The organism is Arthrobacter sp. RT-1 (assembly GCF_003367205.1).
GTDB lineage: Bacteria > Actinomycetota > Actinomycetes > Actinomycetales > Micrococcaceae > Arthrobacter.
Map to the genome: position 1 here is coordinate 1 of NZ_QRGQ01000017.1, position 16887 is coordinate 16887.

Sequence of the window (16887 nt, forward strand, 5' to 3'; positions counted from 1 at the left end):
TCGGAGTCCGAGACGTGGGGCGAGTTGAAGGGCGCGGGCGACCTGCAGATCACGGTGGTGGGGGACCAGCCGGTGGTTCTTGATGCGGCTGCGGGGGAGTTGTTCCTGCCGGGCGGGAAGCGGCTGCAGCTGGACAACGCCCGCGAGGCGAAGCTGCAGCAGGGCGGTCCCGCCAGCGACTTCGTAGCAGTTTCCACGCAGAAGGCGCTGCTGAAGCAGCCCCTCGACGCCGGCACGGCCAAAACGGTGGCGATCGACGGCGAGGGTGTCCCGGCTGCGCCGGTGCAGTTGGGCGGGTGTGTGCACGCGGCGTGGTCAGGGGCGAACAAGTACGTCCGTGACTGCACGAACGACGCTGACGACAAGAACGTGGACGTGCCCAAGGCCAGTGCGTCGCCGTCGTATGTTTTCCGGGTGAACCGTGACCTGGTGGTCCTGAATGATGTGAACTCGGGCAATGTGTGGCTGGTCAACCAGAACATGCAGCTCGTGAACAACTGGGACGACGTCATTCCACCCAAGAACGAATCCGACGAGCAGGACCAGGAATCGGCGGACAACAACACCATCAACGTCCTGCCGGACCGCACCAAACCCAACCGTCCGCCGGAAACCAAGCCCGACGCCGTCGGCGTGCGCCCCGGACGGACCACCGTCCTCAGCGTCCTGGACAACGATTCCGATCCCGACGGCGACGTCCTCACCGCCGCCCTGGCGGATACGGGCCCGAAATCCGGCACCCTGGAGAACATCTACGGCGGCACGGCCTTCCAGGTCTCTGTCCCGGCAGATGCGCAACCGGGCACCGAGACGTTCAACTACAACGCCTCGGACGGCCGCGGCCTCTCGGCCGGCGGCCAGGTCACGCTCAGCGTGGTGGGCCCTGACGAGAACAAGCCGCCACAGTTCAAGCGCGGCGATGACACCACCATGCTGGTGGAGCAGGGCAAGACCGTCAGCCAGAACATCCTCACGGACTGGATCGACCCCGACGGCGACGACCTGGTCCTCCTTGACGCCAAGGCAGACAACGACCAGGACCAGGTGAAAATCCGCCGCGACGGTCTCCTGACGTTCCAGGACTCGGGCGCCACGGCCGGCAAGAAGAACGTCGAGGTGACCATCTGGGACGGCCGCGCCACCGTGACCGGAAAAGTCGTGGTCAACGTCCAGCCGCCGGGAGCCTTAGCGCCGGTGGTCAATGCCGACCACGTCACGGCAGTGGTGGGCCAGGACCTGGTCATTTCCCCGCTGAAGAACGACGTGGACCCCAACGGCGGCGCCCTCCGGCTCGCCCAGGTGGAGGCAAACGGCCCGGCCGAACTCGGCCCGGTCACCGACGGCGGCACGTTCACCTTCCGCAGCACCACCCCCGGCCCCGTGTACCTGACCTATATCGCCAGCAACGGCCCGCAGAGCAGCCAGGGCCTGATCCGCGTTGACGTCGAATCCGGGGATGAGACCGGCAACCCCGTCGCCGTCCACGACGTGGCGCTGATGCCCACCGGCGGAAGCGTGCTGCTGGACCCCCTCGCCAACGACTCCGATCCGTCAGGCGGGGTCCTGGTACTCCAGTCCGTCAGGCTGCCCGAAAACTCCACGGCATCGGTCAGCGTCATCAACCACAGCGTCCTGCGCATCACGGACATCCTGGGGACCAAGGACCCCATCCTGTTCGAATACACCATGTCCAACGGCAGGAAATCGGCCACGGGCAGCGTCTCCGTTGTCCCGGTCCCGGCCCCCGCCGTGGTGGAGGCCCCCCAGCCGAAACCGGACGAGGTCAACGTCCGCGTGAACGACGTCGTGACCATCCCGGTGCTCGACAACGACACCCACCCGCAGGGCCAGGAACTCACCGTGGATCCGGTCCTGCCGCAGGGCGTGGACCCGGTGGACGGCAAGAGCTTCGTCTCGGAAAACACGCTGCGGTTCATTGCCGGCAGCCAGCCCAAAACGGTGCGTGCCATCTATAACGCCGTGGATCCGCAGGGCCAGAAGAGCGCCGCCGCGGTGACCATCCATATCCTTCCGCTCGAAGGTGCCGAAAACTCGCGTCCGCAGCCGCGAAACTTCACCGCACGCGTGGTGGCCGGCGGCACGGTCCGGATCCCCGTTCCCCTGGACGGCATCGACCCGGACGGCGACTCGGTCCAGCTCACCGGCATCGACAGCACCCCGGCGATGGGAACGGCCGCCGTCGGCAGCAACTTCATCGACTTCACGGCAGCCGGGGACGGCGCCGGAACAGACACCTTCCGCTACAAGGTGGTTGACCGCCAGGGGGCTGTCAACACCGGAACGGTGACTGTGGGCATCGCGCCGCGCGGCGAGACCAACCAGAAACCCACCCCCGTGGATGACGAGGTGCGGGTCCGCCCGGGCCGGCAGATCGCCGTCGACGCCACCGGCAACGACACGGACCCGGACGGCGACCTCATCCGCATCCTGACGGACGGCATCGAAGCAGACCCGGCACTGCAGGCCACCGTCAGCAAGGCCAGCGGCAGGATCATCCTGCTGGCACCGGGCGAAGCCGGAACCGTCAACGTCCGGTACACCATCGCCGACGACAGGGACGCGTCAGCCCAGGCCGCCATTCGGGTGGTGGTGGACAACGAGGTGCCCCTCAAGGCGCCCATCGCCCGTGACGACAGGGTCACGTCCGCGCAGACCATGGGAAAGACCGCAGTGGACGTCCCCGTCCTAAAGAACGACGAGGATCCCGACGGCGTGGGGGAGAACCTGCAGATCAGCACGGAGGCCACCACCGCCCGGCCAGGGGCCGACGGCACCATGATCGTGGACCTTACCGAGCAGCCGCAGCTCATCCCTTACACCGTCGAGGACGTGGACGGCCAGCAGTCGACGGCGGTCATTTGGGTTCCGGGGCTCGGCCAGCAGGTGCCCACCCTGGCCAAGGACGAGGTCATCGAGGTCATCGCCGGCCAGTCCGCCGACGTCGACCTGGACGAGTGGGTGAAGGTCCGGGAGGGCCGTTCACCGCGGCTGACGCAGACTGACCGGATCAAGCTGATCGGTTCGGACGGCAGCGATCCCGTCACGGGCGACGGCACCGGACTGAAGTACACGGCAGGTACCGACTATGTAGGGCCGGGGTCACTGACCTTCGAGGTGACGGACGGGACCGGGCCGGACGACCCGGCTGGCCTGAAGTCCACGCTCAGCATCCGCACCAAGGTGCTGCCCGATCCCAACCGGAACAACCCGCCGGAGCTCCTGGGCTCAAGCGTGGAGGTGCCGAAGGGTGACGCCGCCAGCACCGATCTGGGCAAGCTGACCTCAGATCCTGACCGGGACGACGTCGAAAAGATGAAGTATGAGCTGCTGGGAGGATCACCCGCCGGCTTCAACGCAAGCGTCGACGGCAAGACCCTCAAAGTATCGGCAGCCGATTCGAGCGGCACCGGAACCACCGCGGCCGTCCAGGTCAAGGCCAGGGACCCGCGCGGGCTCGAAGCAGTGGCCACGTACCAGCTGTCAGTTACCGCGTCCAACCGGCCCAAACCGGTGGCCAATGACGATGTCCAGGACAACGCTGCCGCCGGCAAGCCCGTGACGGTCAATGTCCTGGCCAACGACGCCAACCCCTTCCCGGAAACGCCGCTGAAGATCATCGCGGCCGGGGCGGAAACCGGCAGCGGCAACGTTGACGTGAACGGTGACGCCGTGACGGTCACCCCGGCGCCGGGCTTCACCGGAACCATGGTGGTGTCCTATACAGTGGCCGACAAGACAGGGGATTCCTCCCGGCAGGCGACGGCCCGCGTCCGGCTCACCGTCAAGGACAAGCCGCAGGCGCCCGCCACCCCGCAGGCGCAAAGCGTGGGGGACCGGACGGCCCTCCTGAACTGGACGGCGCCGGCGGACCGCGGCTCCCCGATCACCAAGTACACGGTGTACGGCGAGGGCGGGTTCCAGCAGGACTGCCCCGCCAACACCTGCACCCTCAACGGACTGGTCAATAACACCAAATACCACTTCCAGGTCACCGCCACCAACGAGTTCGGCGAGTCCGAGCGGTCCCCGGCCTCGGCCGAGGTCCGGCCCGACGTCAAGCCCGACACCCCGCTGGCGCCCTCGCTGAAGTTCGGCGACAAGGAGCTGTCCATCAACTGGACCGCCCCGGCCAGCAAGGGTTCCCCGGTGAAGTCCTACGACCTGGAGATCTCGCCGCCGCCGGCAGGGCAGAACGCCCAGATCCAGAACCTGACGGCTGTCAGCTACGTCTGGAAGGGCCTGCAGAACGGCGTCTCCTACAAGGTCCGGGTCCTGGCCCGCAACGATGCCAAGGAACCGTCCGAGTGGAGCCCGTACTCGGCTGCCGAAGTGCCGGCCGGCGTCCCCGCAACCCCGGCGGCGCCGACCGCTGCCCAGGCATCCTCGGTTGGCAGCCAAAGCCAAATGAAGGTGACCTGGACGGCGCCGAACAACAACGGCGACGCCGTCTCCGCGTACACCCTGACCACCCTCCGCGGCGGTGCTGTGGTCAACAGCCAGCAGGTGGCTGGCACGTCCCAGAACGTGACGGTGGACAACTCGGAAACCAACTACACGTTCACGGTTTCCGCCACGAACAAGGCGGGCACCAGTGCAACCAGTGCCCAATCGGCGGCAATCCGTGCCGTGGGCAAGCCAGGAACCGTGGCTGCCCCCACGGCAGCCCTGGTGGATACCGACGGCAACGGCGGCAAGATCGACGTCCGCTTCACCGTGTTGACGGAAGCGCAGAGGAACGGGTCCGCCCCGGCCGAAATTACCTACCAGTACAGGCTCACGTCCGGAGGCGGCTCCGGAACCATCCCGGCAGGAGGAGGCGTGGTGGCAGCCCCCAACGGCACTAACACTGCAGTTGTGGTGTGGGCGGTGTCGTCCCGCAGTACCGTTGCCGGCGATGCCAGCGCCCCGTCCAACTCCGTCAACCCGTACGGCCTGGCGGATGCTCCCGTGGTGACGGGGGCCAGCAAGCCCCAGGGGGAACGGTCGGTTTCCTGGACCTGGACGCAGCCCAGCGGCAATGGCCGGCCCGTGACCGGCTACCAGTACAGCCTCGACGGCGGTGCCTGGACGAATACCGATGCGCGGTCCTTCTCCACGGGTGCCGGCTACAACGAAACCCATACCCTCCGGGTGCGGGCCGTCAGCGCCGGACAGCCGGGCCGGATCGGTAGCGATACGTCACGCAGCGGATCGGCGCCACCGCCTCCGCAACCCACCTCGTGGACCATCACCGCCACACCGGTCCGCAGCTGCACCGAGCCCGGTTACGGCGTGGACAGCTTCCGCGCCGGCAACCCGTCCAGCTGCGTCAGCCCCGGCAAGTGGCTGCCCGAAAACACCCCGTCCGAGTCAGATTTCTATGTGGTCTGGTACAAGACCTCGGAGAACCCATCCGGCATCTGGTACCACCTGACCAGCGGTCCCGCCGCCGGCAACTACGTCCGTCACGACACCACCAACAGGGACGGCCAAGGCCCGCCCGCCGGCATGCCGCAGCGCTAGCCCGTTACTGCTTTCCCCCTACTCATCAAGCAAAGGATTGACCATGACCATGACCACCGAGCAGGCCGCCTGGTTTGCCGACACGTTCGAGAAACTCGTTGCCAATGTGGGCCAGGCCGTCCTGGGCAAGGAACACGTCATCCGGCTGACGTTCACGGCCATGCTCGCCGAGGGCCACGTGCTGTTCGAGGACGCGCCGGGTACCGGCAAGACGTCCCTGGCCAGGGCCCTCGCCGCCACGGTGCAGGGCTCGAACAACCGCATCCAGTTCACCCCGGACCTGCTGCCCTCGGACGTTACCGGCGTGACCATCTATGACCAGAAGACGCAGAAGTTCGAGTTCCACAAGGGCCCGATCTTCAACAACATCGTCCTCGCCGACGAAATCAACCGCGCCTCGCCCAAGACCCAGTCCGCGCTGCTCGAGGTGATGGAGGAATCCCGCGTCACGGTGGACGGCGTCACCTACGAGGCAGGCCGGCCGTTTATGGTGATGGCAACCCAAAACCCCATTGAGCAGGCCGGCACCTACCGGCTTCCCGAAGCACAGCTGGACCGCTTCCTGATCAAGACGTCCATCGGCTACCCGGACCACGCCTCCACCGTGCGCCTCCTGGGCGGGTCCAACCTCAAGGACCGTTCCAAGGAACTGTCGGCCGTCATCACCACGCAGGCCGTCGCTGACATGGCCGACCTCGCCGCCACGGCGCATGTGGACACGGCCGTCCTTGAATACATTTCCCGGTTGTGTGAAGAAACCCGCAACGCCCCCGAGACCCGCCTCGGCGTCTCGGTCCGCGGCGCGCTGGCGATGGTGCGTGCCGCCAAGGTCTGGGCCGCCTCGCAGGGACGGAACTTCGTCCTCCCGGACGACATCAAGGAACTGGCTGCCGTGGTGTGGACGCACCGTTTTGTGATGGACCCGGAAGCGGAATTCTCCGGAGCCACAGCCGGGGCTGTGCTGACCCGTATCCTCGCGGACGTCGCCGCCCCGCAGCAGCGCACCAACGCCTGACCGCCGCCACCCCCGCGAAAAATAATCCAGCGCAACATAACGAAGGCACACATATGTCCAGCGGCACCCCGTTGATCCGTCTCACGGAGCGTCTCAAGCAACCCTTCGCCAGGAACGGCCAGCCCACCCGGCTGCACCCGGCCGCCGTCTGGGCCGAAGCGAGCAGCACGGCCGGACTGGCACTGGCACCAGCGTGGCGGGCGGTCCGCGGGGCCTGGCTGAAGTACGCCTGGCCGGTCCTGTCAGTGGTCAGCGTCCTGGGCTGGTCCGTGCTTGCCGCTTCCATCCTGCTTTGGGCAACAGGCCAGGCCTTCGGCTGGCAGGAGGCCAAGGCAGCTGCCATTGCAGCCTTCGTCATGCTCCTGGTTGCGGTGGGCTTCATCCTGGGCCGATCCTCCTACGGAGTGGTGCTGGACCTCGCCCGCACACGGGTGGCCGTCGGGGACAGCGCTGTGGGCAGCATCGCCGTGTCCAACACGTCAGCCCGTCCTTTGCTGCCGGCAGCACTGGAACTGCCGGTGGGCAATGCCACGGCGGTGTTCCACCTTCCCCGGATGAAACCTCAGCAGGTCCACGAGGACCTGTTCACCATCCCAACGGCCCGCCGCGCCGTGATCGTGGTGGGACCCGTGCGCTCCGTCCGCGCGGACCCGCTGCACCTCCTGCGCCGGCAGGTCCTGTGGACCGAACCGGAAGACCTCTTCGTCCACCCCCGCACCGTTGCCCTCGCCGGTTCCGCAGCCGGATTCATCCGCGACCTGGAAGGCATGCCCACCACGGACCTGTCCAGCGCCGACGTGTCCTTCCACGCCCTGCGCGACTACGTCCCGGGTGATGACCGGCGGCACATCCACTGGAAGACCACCGCGCGGACCAACAAGCTGATGGTGCGCCAGTTCGAGGAAACCCGCCGCGCCCACCTTGCCATCTCCTTGTCCATCAACACTGATGAGTATGCCTCCGAGACCGAATTCGAGATGGCCATCTCGGCGGCAGCATCGATCGGCCGCCAGGCCATCCGTGAACAGCGGGAACTGGATATCCTCACCCAAAAAGGCCCGCTGCGCTGCGAAACCGGCCGCAACATGCTGGATGACATGACCAGGATTGTCGGCACTCCCATGCGCCGCACCGCCGTCGACCTCGCCAGAACCCTGGCAGACACTGTCCCCAACGCCTCCGTCATTTTCTTCGTGATCGGCAGCAACGTGACCGCCACGCAGCTCCGTTCCGCGGCGGTGTCTGTTCCGCCCGGCGTCCGCAGTCTCGCCGTGAGGATCGAGGCGGGGGCCGCCCCCACCAGGGCCAACATCGCAGACCTGACGGTGCTGACGCTTGGCGACCTGGCCGACCTTGCCATCGTGCTGAGAAAGGCGGCAGCATGAGCTCCGCACCGGGCCAGGGCCCGCGCATGACCTCCCGCCGCGCCGCCGCGAGGAACCAGCAGGGGTCGCCGTTTGACGACGGCCAGCCGCTCTGGCATTTCGTGCTCGACGCCGGCGCCCTGACCGTCCTGCTGGGTCTGGGCCTGCTCGGCTTCGGGCTGAGCTTCGGCGGCGATCCCTACTACCTCTTGTCCGGCTTTGGCGGGATTATCCTCGGCCTGGCCATCGGCGTCGTCAATGCCCACCTCCGCCTGGGCCTGCTGATCACCACAGCCCTCGCCCTGGGCGCCTACCTGGTGTTCGGCACGCTGCTGGCGGTCCCTGACTCGGCCATCGCGGGGTTTGTTCCCACCCTGGACTCGCTGCTGATCCTGCTGCTGGGCATCGTCTTCGCGTGGAAGGACATGCTCACGGTCGGCGTGCCGGTTGGAACGGCCGGCGGCGTGCTCATCGTCCCCTTCCTCAGCTCGATGATCACCGCGCTGATCGCTGCGGTCCTGACCTGGCGCGCCAGGAGCCCCTACTTTCCGCTCCTTCCCGTGCTGGTCCTGTTCGTCACGGGCATCGCGTTCAGCACCAACGCAGCGTTCCTCACGCTCGAACGCGGCATCGGCCTCACGGTCCTGGGCATCGCCTGGGCAACGTTCCGCCGGGACGCCCTGCGGCGGAACAGCACACGCAAGGTCTCGGTGAACAACCCGCAGACGGATTCCTCCACCGCCCGCCGTGCCAAGGTCCGGCGGCTGGGAATGGCCGCGGGCGTCATCGCCGTCAGCGTCGCCGTCACCGCACTGTCCGCCCCGCTGGTCACCGCCGGCAACGACCGGAAAGTCCTGCGGAACGTGGTGGTCCCGCCGTTCGACCCCAAGGACTACATCACTCCGCTGGCCAGCTTCCGGACCTTCGTCAAGGACAAGAAGGACGACACCCTGTTCGTCGTCAAGGGCCTCCCGCGCGATGCCCGGGTGCGCCTGGGGGCGCTGGACGCCTTCAATGGCACCAACTACAACATGGACCCCAACGGATCGGGCAACTTCAGCAAGGTGGGCGATACCGAATCCATCAACACGCTGGCCGACACCTCCGGGACCGTGCCCACCAACGACTACGCCATCAACATCACCATCGAGGACTACCAGGGCTTCTTTGTTCCGGGCGGGCGCAAAACCACCGGCCTCAGCTTTGACCAGGGTGCCTCCGCCGCAGCCTCCGGCCTCTACTTCAACTCGGGCACGGACACCGCCGTCACCACCAACGGGCTGTCCCGCGGCGATTCCTACAGCGTGCAGGTGTCCGACCCCGTCAAGCTGGAACACGGGCAGCTCACCCAGTACGACTTCGCCAAAATCACCCTGCCGGACGCCCTGGAGGTGCCGCCTGTCGTAGCGTCCCAGGCCAACGACCTGTCCGCGGATGCGCCCACCGCGATTGACCGTGTGCGCCAGATCGAAGCGCACTTCCAGAAGACCGGCGCATTCAGCAACGGCCTGGTCAGCGAGGGCCAGCTGCCCAGTGTCTCCGGCCACGGTTCCGCCCGGATCCGAAACCTGCTGACGGCGAAACAGATGCTTGGTGACGACGAGCAATACGCCGTCGCCATGTCCCTGATGCTCCGCCACTTGGGCATTCCGTCCCGCGTGGTGATGGGCTTCTACCCTGATCCCACCAGCCCCGAAAACGGTGCGGGCGCGGTCAAGATCACCGGCAAGAACGTCCATGCCTGGGTGGAAGTGGCCTTCGAACGCGTGGGCTGGGTCAGCTTCGACCCCACCCCGCCGAAGGACAACGTTCCCATCCCGCCGGACCCGGAAAACAAGTCCAAGCCCAAGCCTCAGGTGCTGCAGCCGCCGCCCCCGCCGCAGGAGCCCGCGGACCTTCCGCCGGACTCCTCGCCCGATGCGCTGGACGCCGACCAGAAGAAGAACAATCCCTGGCTGTTCTGGGGTGCCCTGCTGGGCGCGCTGGGCGTCGCCCTGATCCCGCTGTCCATCCTTGCGTTGCCGCTGCTGCTGATTGCCCTGCTGAAATCACGACGCCGCAAGTCGCGTTTCAGCGACGGCCACCCTGCGCAGCGGGTCGGCGGAGGCTGGAGCGAGGTGGTGAGCCTTGCCACGGACCTGGGCGCCGCCGTTGATACCCGTGCCACGCGCCGGGAAAGCGCCGCGGTCCTGGCCGAGGCGTTCCCCGCCAGCAGGGAAACAACCACCCTGCTGGCACGACGGGCCGACGCGTCGATCTTTGGTGCCGGCCAGCCCACCGAGGACGAGGTCCGGGAGTACTGGACCATTGTGGACAGCTCCCTGACTGAGATGACCGCAACGATGGGATTCTGGCGCCGGCAACAGGCGAGGTTTTCCCCGCGTTCCCTCCTTGCCGATGCCCGCACGGTCCTCAACCTGCGGGGTTCACGCCTGGCGTTGCCGGCCCTGCCGTCCATCACGTTGCACGGGCGGCGCCGTGCCGCGGCAGGACCGGGGCCGGGGCAGGAGCCGGCTGACGGTCCTGCACCGCAGGCCCCGCCGGCCGGACAGCCGGGCACAGGACAGCCAGGCACAGAACAGCCGGGCACAGGACAACCGCCCACAACAGCACCTCCCACGCAAGGACCCATGACGCAGTGACCTCCGACGCCGAACGTTGCCCGCGATGCCAGCAACTGATCCGCACGGGGGCGGCTTTCTGTACGGCCTGTGGTGCGCCCCTGCCCAACCGGTCGGCGCGGAGCACCAGCAACCTGGACCGCAGGCCGAACCACGGCGTGGACTCCCGTACCGGCCTGCGCGCCGCGCACGGGCCGGCGATTCCCGGTACTATCCCGGTAGTACAAACGCCCCCGGCCCATCACGCCGCGGGCATCGCGGGCACGGGGCAGGGGAGTTCCGGCGGTTCCACTGCCCAGGTGGGTGCCGCTCCAGGGGGAGGAACGGGAATGGCAACAAACCTTCAGCTTGTTCCGGCCACGGCGGGCAAGCGGCTCGGTGCCGCCGTCGTTGACTGGCTGCCGCCGCTGGCAGTGCTGGTGGTGACGTTCGCCATTGGTTTTGCGGGGATCACCCGTACCCGAAGCGGCGGGTTTATCACCTACGACACAGCGTCCCTGGTGCTGTTCGGCAGCATCGGACTGGGGCTTACCCTCGTCTACACCTTCGTGGTGATGGGAATCGAAGCCCGGACCGGCAAGACTCCGGGAAACCTGTTGATGGGCATCCGCAGCGCCGATAACGACGGCTACGCCCCCGGTGCAGGTGCCGTCTTCCTGCGTGGCCTGGTCACGGGTGCCGGCATCCTGCTGGCGCTGCTCGCGGCGATCCTGGTGGTGGTCTTCCAATGGTTCGGTCCCGCCCTGTTCATCCTCACGCCGCTGATGCTGGTGGGCGCGGCCTGGGCCGTGCTGGTGGTGGTATCCAACAGCTGGGACAAGAACGGCCGGCTTCGGGGGTGGCACGATGCCGCTGCCAAGACGCTTGTCTTTGACGTGAAGGCCGGCCGCGACCCCATCACCACCGGCGGCATCCAGGGGCCCTACAGTTTCGCGCCGCTGGACCTGCCGCCCGTGCAGCAGGTGCTGTCGCCGGTGGCCGGTGCCAAAGCTCCCACGGTCATCAATGCCCAGGGCCCGGCAAGTCCGGGCCAGGCGCCGGTGGCCACTACGCAGGCGCCGGGCGTTACGCTGCCCTCCCAGACGATGCCGTACACCGCCCCGGCGTCCTTTGCGCCGCCCTCCGGCGCGGGGTTGGAAGCGGCTCCGGCTGCTCCACAGTCACCGGCCCCGCAGCAGGTCCGGGCGTACCACCCGGACGACGACGTCGAGCGCACGCAGGTGCGGCCGGGAACCGGTGGCCCTGCTCCCGTTGCCGTCCTGAGGATCCGGCTCGACGACGGCCGCGACTTCCAGCTGGACCGCAGCGTGCTGGTGGGCCGCAACCCTGTGGGCCAGGCCGGTGAACAGCATGCGCAGTTGCTGGCCGTTGACGATCCCGGCCGCTCCATCTCGAAGACCCACCTGCACCTGCTCACGGACGGCGCAGGAATCTGGGTGACCGACCGGAATTCGACCAACGGCAGCGCCGTGACCACCCCAGACGGACTCCGCACAACACTTGTGCCGGGTGTCCCCACCTTTGTTACCCCGGGATCCAGTGTTCATTTTGGAGACCGAACCTTTTACCTAGGACAGGCATGAACCAACAGCCCGCCAGCGTTCCCTCCACCATGCAGCCGGGGCCGGGCCTCAGCCTTACCTGCGGTTACGGAACCGACCGGGGCCTCCGCCGGGAGCTGAACGAGGATTCCTACATTGCTTCCGATCCCGTTTTCGCAGTGGCGGACGGCATGGGCGGCCACGAGGCCGGCGAGGTGGCCAGCGGACTGTGCGTCCGCGCCCTGGCCGCCATGCCCCAGCTCACCACCGGCGAGCGGACCGCCACGGCCGCGGTCCTCCAGCAATACCTGGTCCGGGCGGACAACTCCATCCGGGAAGCCACCGGCGCCCGCGCCGGCACCACCCTGAGCGGTGCCGTAATCGTGGAGCAGATGGGCGTGCCCTACTGGCTGGTCATGAACATCGGCGACTCCCGCACCTACCGCCTCAGCCAGGGCCGGTTCGAACAGATCAGTGTTGACCACTCCGAAGTCCAGGAACTCGTGGATGCCGGCGAGATCACCCCCCAGCAGGCCACTGTGCACCCCCGGCGCCACGTGGTCACGCGGGCCCTGGGCACAGGAGACGAGACGGAGGCCGACTACTGGCTTCTTCCCGTTGAGGAAGGGGACCGCATCCTGGTGTGTTCCGACGGGCTCACCTCAGAACTGAGCGATGAACATATCTTCCGGATCCTCAGCACCGTGGGCCAGCCGCAGGACGCCGTGGATGCCCTCATCCAGGCCGCACTGCGCAACGGCGGAAGGGACAACGTCACGGTGATCGTAGTGGATGCCCGCAACGTCCTGAACGACGCCGGCGCGGCCACCACCGCGCCGCGCCTCGACTCCTCCGCGGAAGACGAAGTGACGCTGCCCCGCTCGCAGGCCGTGCAGTCGGCCACCCAGCCGCTGCCTCAGCAGGACGCAGGGGAGGACGACGCAGGGCAGCACACGGGGCAGACGCCGGACCAGGGTGCTGAAACGAACAACGGCCAGGGCCAGGAAACGAAGAATGAACAGGGCAGCGACGACAACGGGGAGCCCGACCATGGCCGGCATTAGTTACGTACCGGGCACCTGGCTGGGCATCGTCCGTTCCCGGACCGCCGTCCTCCTCGGCCCGGACACACCGCCCGCCCTTGCCGATGCGCTCTGGACGCTGCTGGCGGACACACCCGAGGTCCACGAAGTACTGCATGCCGTCACCAGCAGCTCCGGCGGCTCCCTGGCGAGCATCCCGTCTTTCGGCATCCTCGACTTCACCGGGCCCCTGCGGGTGTTCCTGCGGGGGGAACTGGAGCTCACTGTCGCGTTGCCGACCGGCACAATGGAGCTCAACGGCCGGGACGTCACTACCTGGAACGAACGCCGCTTCGACATGCCGGGAGAGTGCACACTCACCATTCCGGACGCTGCTTCCGAGGGGCACCGGGAACTTCCGCTGGGTGAGGGGGCGGTCCTGCTGCAGTCCCTGACCCTTGCGCTGGCTACGGGACAGGCAGGAGCCGGCTCAGTGCAGGCGACAGTCGGCGCCGCTGCACTTCAGGGAGAGGTTGACGCCGAAACCGCCCTCGAAGGGCACCTGGAAGTTGAAGCCGAAGCGGATGTTCTGGAAATGACGGTGTCGCCGGAGCACGGGGTGTCAGCGGAAACAGTGCTCGAGGTTATCGACGACGAGGCGGACCACAACGATCCGGACCACAACGAAACGGACCACGACGATGCGGGCTTCGGCGGGCAGCAGGAGGTGGAAGGCCATGCGGGGCACGCCCCGGAATCCTCGAGTCCGCAGGTATCCGTCACGCCGCACGACGCTTCCCAATCAGGGTCACTGGAGGCAGGCAGCGCATCTGGCGGAGCGGGGTCTGCACAGGCTGGAACTGTGACGGCCAGCGACCTCACGGGTTCCTATGATCATCTGTGGGAGCGCACGGTGATACGGAACATCGAAGATGCGGCCGTACGGGAAGACGCGGAGGCGGACGAGGCTGCGCAGGCCTCTTCCCGGGCCCCGGCCGAGGTCGCCGCCCAAGCCCCGGCCCTGGAGCCGGCGGCCCAGCGGGCGGCGCTTGAACCCGCCAACGAGGGGGAGGTGCCGGGCGTGCCCGCCACCAGCGGGGACTCCGCAAGCGCGTCGGGCTCCGGTCCGCTTGATGGTCCCGGGCACCGGCCCGGGTCCGGCAACGGGCCCGTGTCAGCAGCACGCCCGGGCCAGGCCGGGACCCTCATTGATTCCGTACCCTGGCGGACGGGAAACCCAGCCTCCGGCCAGGCGCAGGCGCAGGTGGGGGCGCACATCACCGCAACCCCAACCGCGGCGGCGCACATCGCCGCGCCTCCAGCACCGCCAACCCCCTCAATCCCGCCAACCCCGGGAACACCGCCGTCGGACGTGCCGGCACCCGTGGCGGGAACAACGCCGCCGGAAGGGACTGGCTGGCAAGGAGGGGCGCATCCACAGGCCGCAGTGGACTTTGACGGTGACCACGACGGCCAGACCGTGATGAAGGGCAGCCTCGCCGGCATGGTGTCCCATCCCGCCCCGGCCGTCTCCGCGGATCCCGCCGCAGGGCCCACTGTGCTGGCCCGGGTCTGTGCCCAGGGCCATGCGAACCCTCCCACCCGTGCCCATTGCGCAGCATGCGGAGAGGCGCTGTTGCCTGACGCCGTCCAGGTGGCCCGTCCCAGGCTGGGCCGGATGCGCCTGTCCACCGGCGAGCTGCTGGATCTGGACCAGTCCCTGGTCATCGGCCGGCAGCCGTCCGTATCCCGCGTGCAGGGCGGCGTTATGCCGCGCCTGGTCCAGGTGGCGAGTCCCGGCGGCGACATCTCCCGTTCCCATGTTGAAGTCCGCCTGGAAGGCTGGCACGTCATGCTCTGCGACCTGAAGGCCACCAACGGCACCGTCTTGGTGCGGGACGGCCAGCCGCCGCGCCGGCTGGCCCAGAACGAGATGGCCATCCTGCTGGACGGCGACATCGCCGAACTGGGAGACAATATCTCGCTGCGTTTTGAGGAGATTCTTTGAGTTCCAAACGGCCTGTAGCGCCGCCGCCCCACATCCCGGGGTTTACGTACATCAGCCTGCTCGGCTCCGGCGGGTTCTCCGACGTCTACCTGTATGAGCAGGACCGGCCCCGGCGGAAAGTCGCCGTCAAGGTGCTGCTTTCGGACCTGAAGACCGAGGGCGCCCGCCGCCGCTTCGAGTCCGAGGCCAACCTGATGGCGCAGCTGTCCTCGCACCCCTACATCGTCACGATCTATGAAGCGGAAGTGACCGACGCCGGGCACTCCTACCTGGCCATGGAATACTGCTCCCGGCCAAGCCTTGACGTCCGGTACCGCCGTCAGCGCTTCAGCGTGGATGAGGTCCTGGCCGTCGGCATCCAGGTGGCGTCCGCCGTCGAAACAGCCCACCGCGCAGGCATTGCCCACCGTGACATCAAGCCCGCCAACATCCTGGTGACCGACTACAACCGCCCGGCGCTCACCGACTTCGGAATCTCCGGCACGCTGGCCGGCGACTCCGACGACGACTCGGGCATGTCCATCCCGTGGTCGCCGCCGGAGCAGTTCAGGGACGGCAGCGTGGACGGCGTGATGGTGGACGTCTGGGCCCTCGGCGCGACGCTCTACACGCTCCTCGCCGGCCGGTCGCCCTTCGTGATGCCCGGCGCGGACAATTCGCAGCGTGAGCTGATCAACCGGATCAGCACCATGGCCCTGCCCCGGCTCGGCCGCGCCGACGTGCCCGAGTCCCTGGAACTGGCGTTGTCCACGGCGATGGCAAAGTCCCCGCAGTCCCGCTACTCGTCCGCGCACGCCTTCGCCCTTGCCCTGCAGCGGATCCAGGCCGAGCTCAACCTCTCCGTCACGCCCTTCGAGGTGCTGGAGGAACCGCACCAGGAGGACAGCCACCCGGACGACGGCTTCGAGGAGACCCGTGTCCGGAGCATCGCCGCCATCGATCCCGAGCGGACAGGCAGCGCGCCCACCTTTCCGGCACGCACGTGGCCCCAGGACACAAGCAAGGGAGGCAACAACCGGGGAACCGGCGGCCCCGGAAGCGCCGCACCGCCGTCGCGCCTTCCCGCAGCAGGGGCGTTGCCCGCGTCCCCGGCGGCGCCCGCCCCGCAGGTCCCCGCCGGCCTCCCGGCCCAGGACGTTAGGCACGACGGCGGCCCGCAGGAATGGGCCCAGGCTACGGTCCTGCGCGGCGGCGCGGGGAGCGCGGCTCCTCATGACGGCGGGCCCGCGCACGCCGCCGATGCTTCCTATACCGGCGCCGCTGACACCACTGTCCACCGGCCGGCAAGGGTGGACGAACCAGCCGTGGCGCCCGTCAGGGACCACGGCAAGCGCAACCTCTGGCTCGCCCTCTCCGGGGGGACCCTGCTGGCGCTCGCCGCCGTCGTCGGCCTGGTGGTGGCAAACGCCGCCCCGCACACGCCCGAAGCAGTCGAGACGCAGCAAGTGAACAATCCGCCCGCTGATGCCCTCGACAGCGGCACCGTTCCCGACGTTGAAGGCCTTGCCGCGGCGCGGACGTCCCACGACCGGAACATCATCGAATTCTCCTGGACAAACCCGCAGCCGCAGGAGGATGACACGTACAAGTACCGGACCAAGTCGGCGAAATCGGACGGCGAGTATGAAACCGTACTCACGGAGAGTACCTTCGTCTCCGGTTTTCTCGAGCCGCCCATCTGCGTTCAGGTGATCCTGGTACGGGCCGACGGCAGCGCTTCTCCGGGAGGCCCGGACTCCATCGCCTGCCTGGAGGATTAGCCGGCGTATGACACAAGCACATTGCCCACAGAG

General features: G+C 67.9%; 8 protein-coding genes. All 8 read left to right on the plus strand.

The features are described from left to right. Positions 1 to 5523 (plus strand): Ig-like domain-containing protein (locus DXK94_RS14435; protein WP_147294386.1); only part of this gene is annotated, 5523 nt, incomplete at its 5' end. Between the two features lie 43 nt (positions 5524 to 5566). Next, positions 5567 to 6538, plus strand: a complete 972-nt coding sequence (locus DXK94_RS14440) for a MoxR family ATPase (RefSeq protein ID WP_115525499.1) — start codon at positions 5567 to 5569, stop codon at positions 6536 to 6538. 53 nt (positions 6539 to 6591) lie between these two features. Next, positions 6592 to 7923, plus strand: coding sequence for a DUF58 domain-containing protein (locus tag DXK94_RS14445; protein WP_115525500.1), 1332 nt, complete (start codon positions 6592 to 6594; stop codon positions 7921 to 7923). Next, positions 7920 to 10544: a transglutaminase family protein gene (locus tag DXK94_RS14450; protein WP_115525501.1), complete on the plus strand. Its 2625-nt coding sequence runs from the start codon at positions 7920 to 7922 to the stop codon at positions 10542 to 10544. The genes DXK94_RS14445 and DXK94_RS14450 overlap by 4 nt, the downstream gene beginning before the upstream one ends. Beyond that, positions 10541 to 12106 carry an RDD family protein gene (locus tag DXK94_RS14455; RefSeq protein WP_395929418.1) on the plus strand — a complete coding sequence of 522 codons (1566 nt, stop codon included), beginning with the start codon at positions 10541 to 10543 and terminating at the stop codon, positions 12104 to 12106. The genes DXK94_RS14450 and DXK94_RS14455 overlap by 4 nt, the downstream gene beginning before the upstream one ends. Next, positions 12103 to 13128, plus strand: coding sequence for a PP2C family serine/threonine-protein phosphatase (locus tag DXK94_RS14460; protein ID WP_258868560.1), 1026 nt, complete (start codon positions 12103 to 12105; stop codon positions 13126 to 13128). Before DXK94_RS14455 ends, DXK94_RS14460 begins: the two co-directional genes overlap by 4 nt. After that, the gene (locus tag DXK94_RS21275) at positions 13115 to 15094 is read left to right on the plus strand and encodes an FHA domain-containing protein (protein ID WP_147294387.1); all 1980 of its coding nucleotides are present in this window, start codon (positions 13115 to 13117) and stop codon (positions 15092 to 15094) included. The genes DXK94_RS14460 and DXK94_RS21275 overlap by 14 nt, the downstream gene beginning before the upstream one ends. Beyond that, positions 15091 to 16854, plus strand: a complete 1764-nt coding sequence (locus DXK94_RS14480) for a serine/threonine-protein kinase (RefSeq protein ID WP_115525506.1) — start codon at positions 15091 to 15093, stop codon at positions 16852 to 16854. The genes DXK94_RS21275 and DXK94_RS14480 overlap by 4 nt, the downstream gene beginning before the upstream one ends. Positions 16855 to 16887: the final 33 nt, after the last annotated feature.

Coding starts and splice junctions, on each gene's coding strand:
- DXK94_RS14460 (WP_258868560.1), top strand. CDS start 12,103: ATGAACCAACAGCCCGCCAGCGTTCCCTCCACCATGCAGCCGGGGCCG.
- DXK94_RS14440 (WP_115525499.1), top strand. CDS start 5,567: ATGACCATGACCACCGAGCAGGCCGCCTGGTTTGCCGACACGTTCGAG.
- DXK94_RS14450 (WP_115525501.1), top strand. CDS start 7,920: ATGAGCTCCGCACCGGGCCAGGGCCCGCGCATGACCTCCCGCCGCGCC.
- DXK94_RS21275 (WP_147294387.1), top strand. CDS start 13,115: ATGGCCGGCATTAGTTACGTACCGGGCACCTGGCTGGGCATCGTCCGT.
- DXK94_RS14445 (WP_115525500.1), top strand. CDS start 6,592: ATGTCCAGCGGCACCCCGTTGATCCGTCTCACGGAGCGTCTCAAGCAA.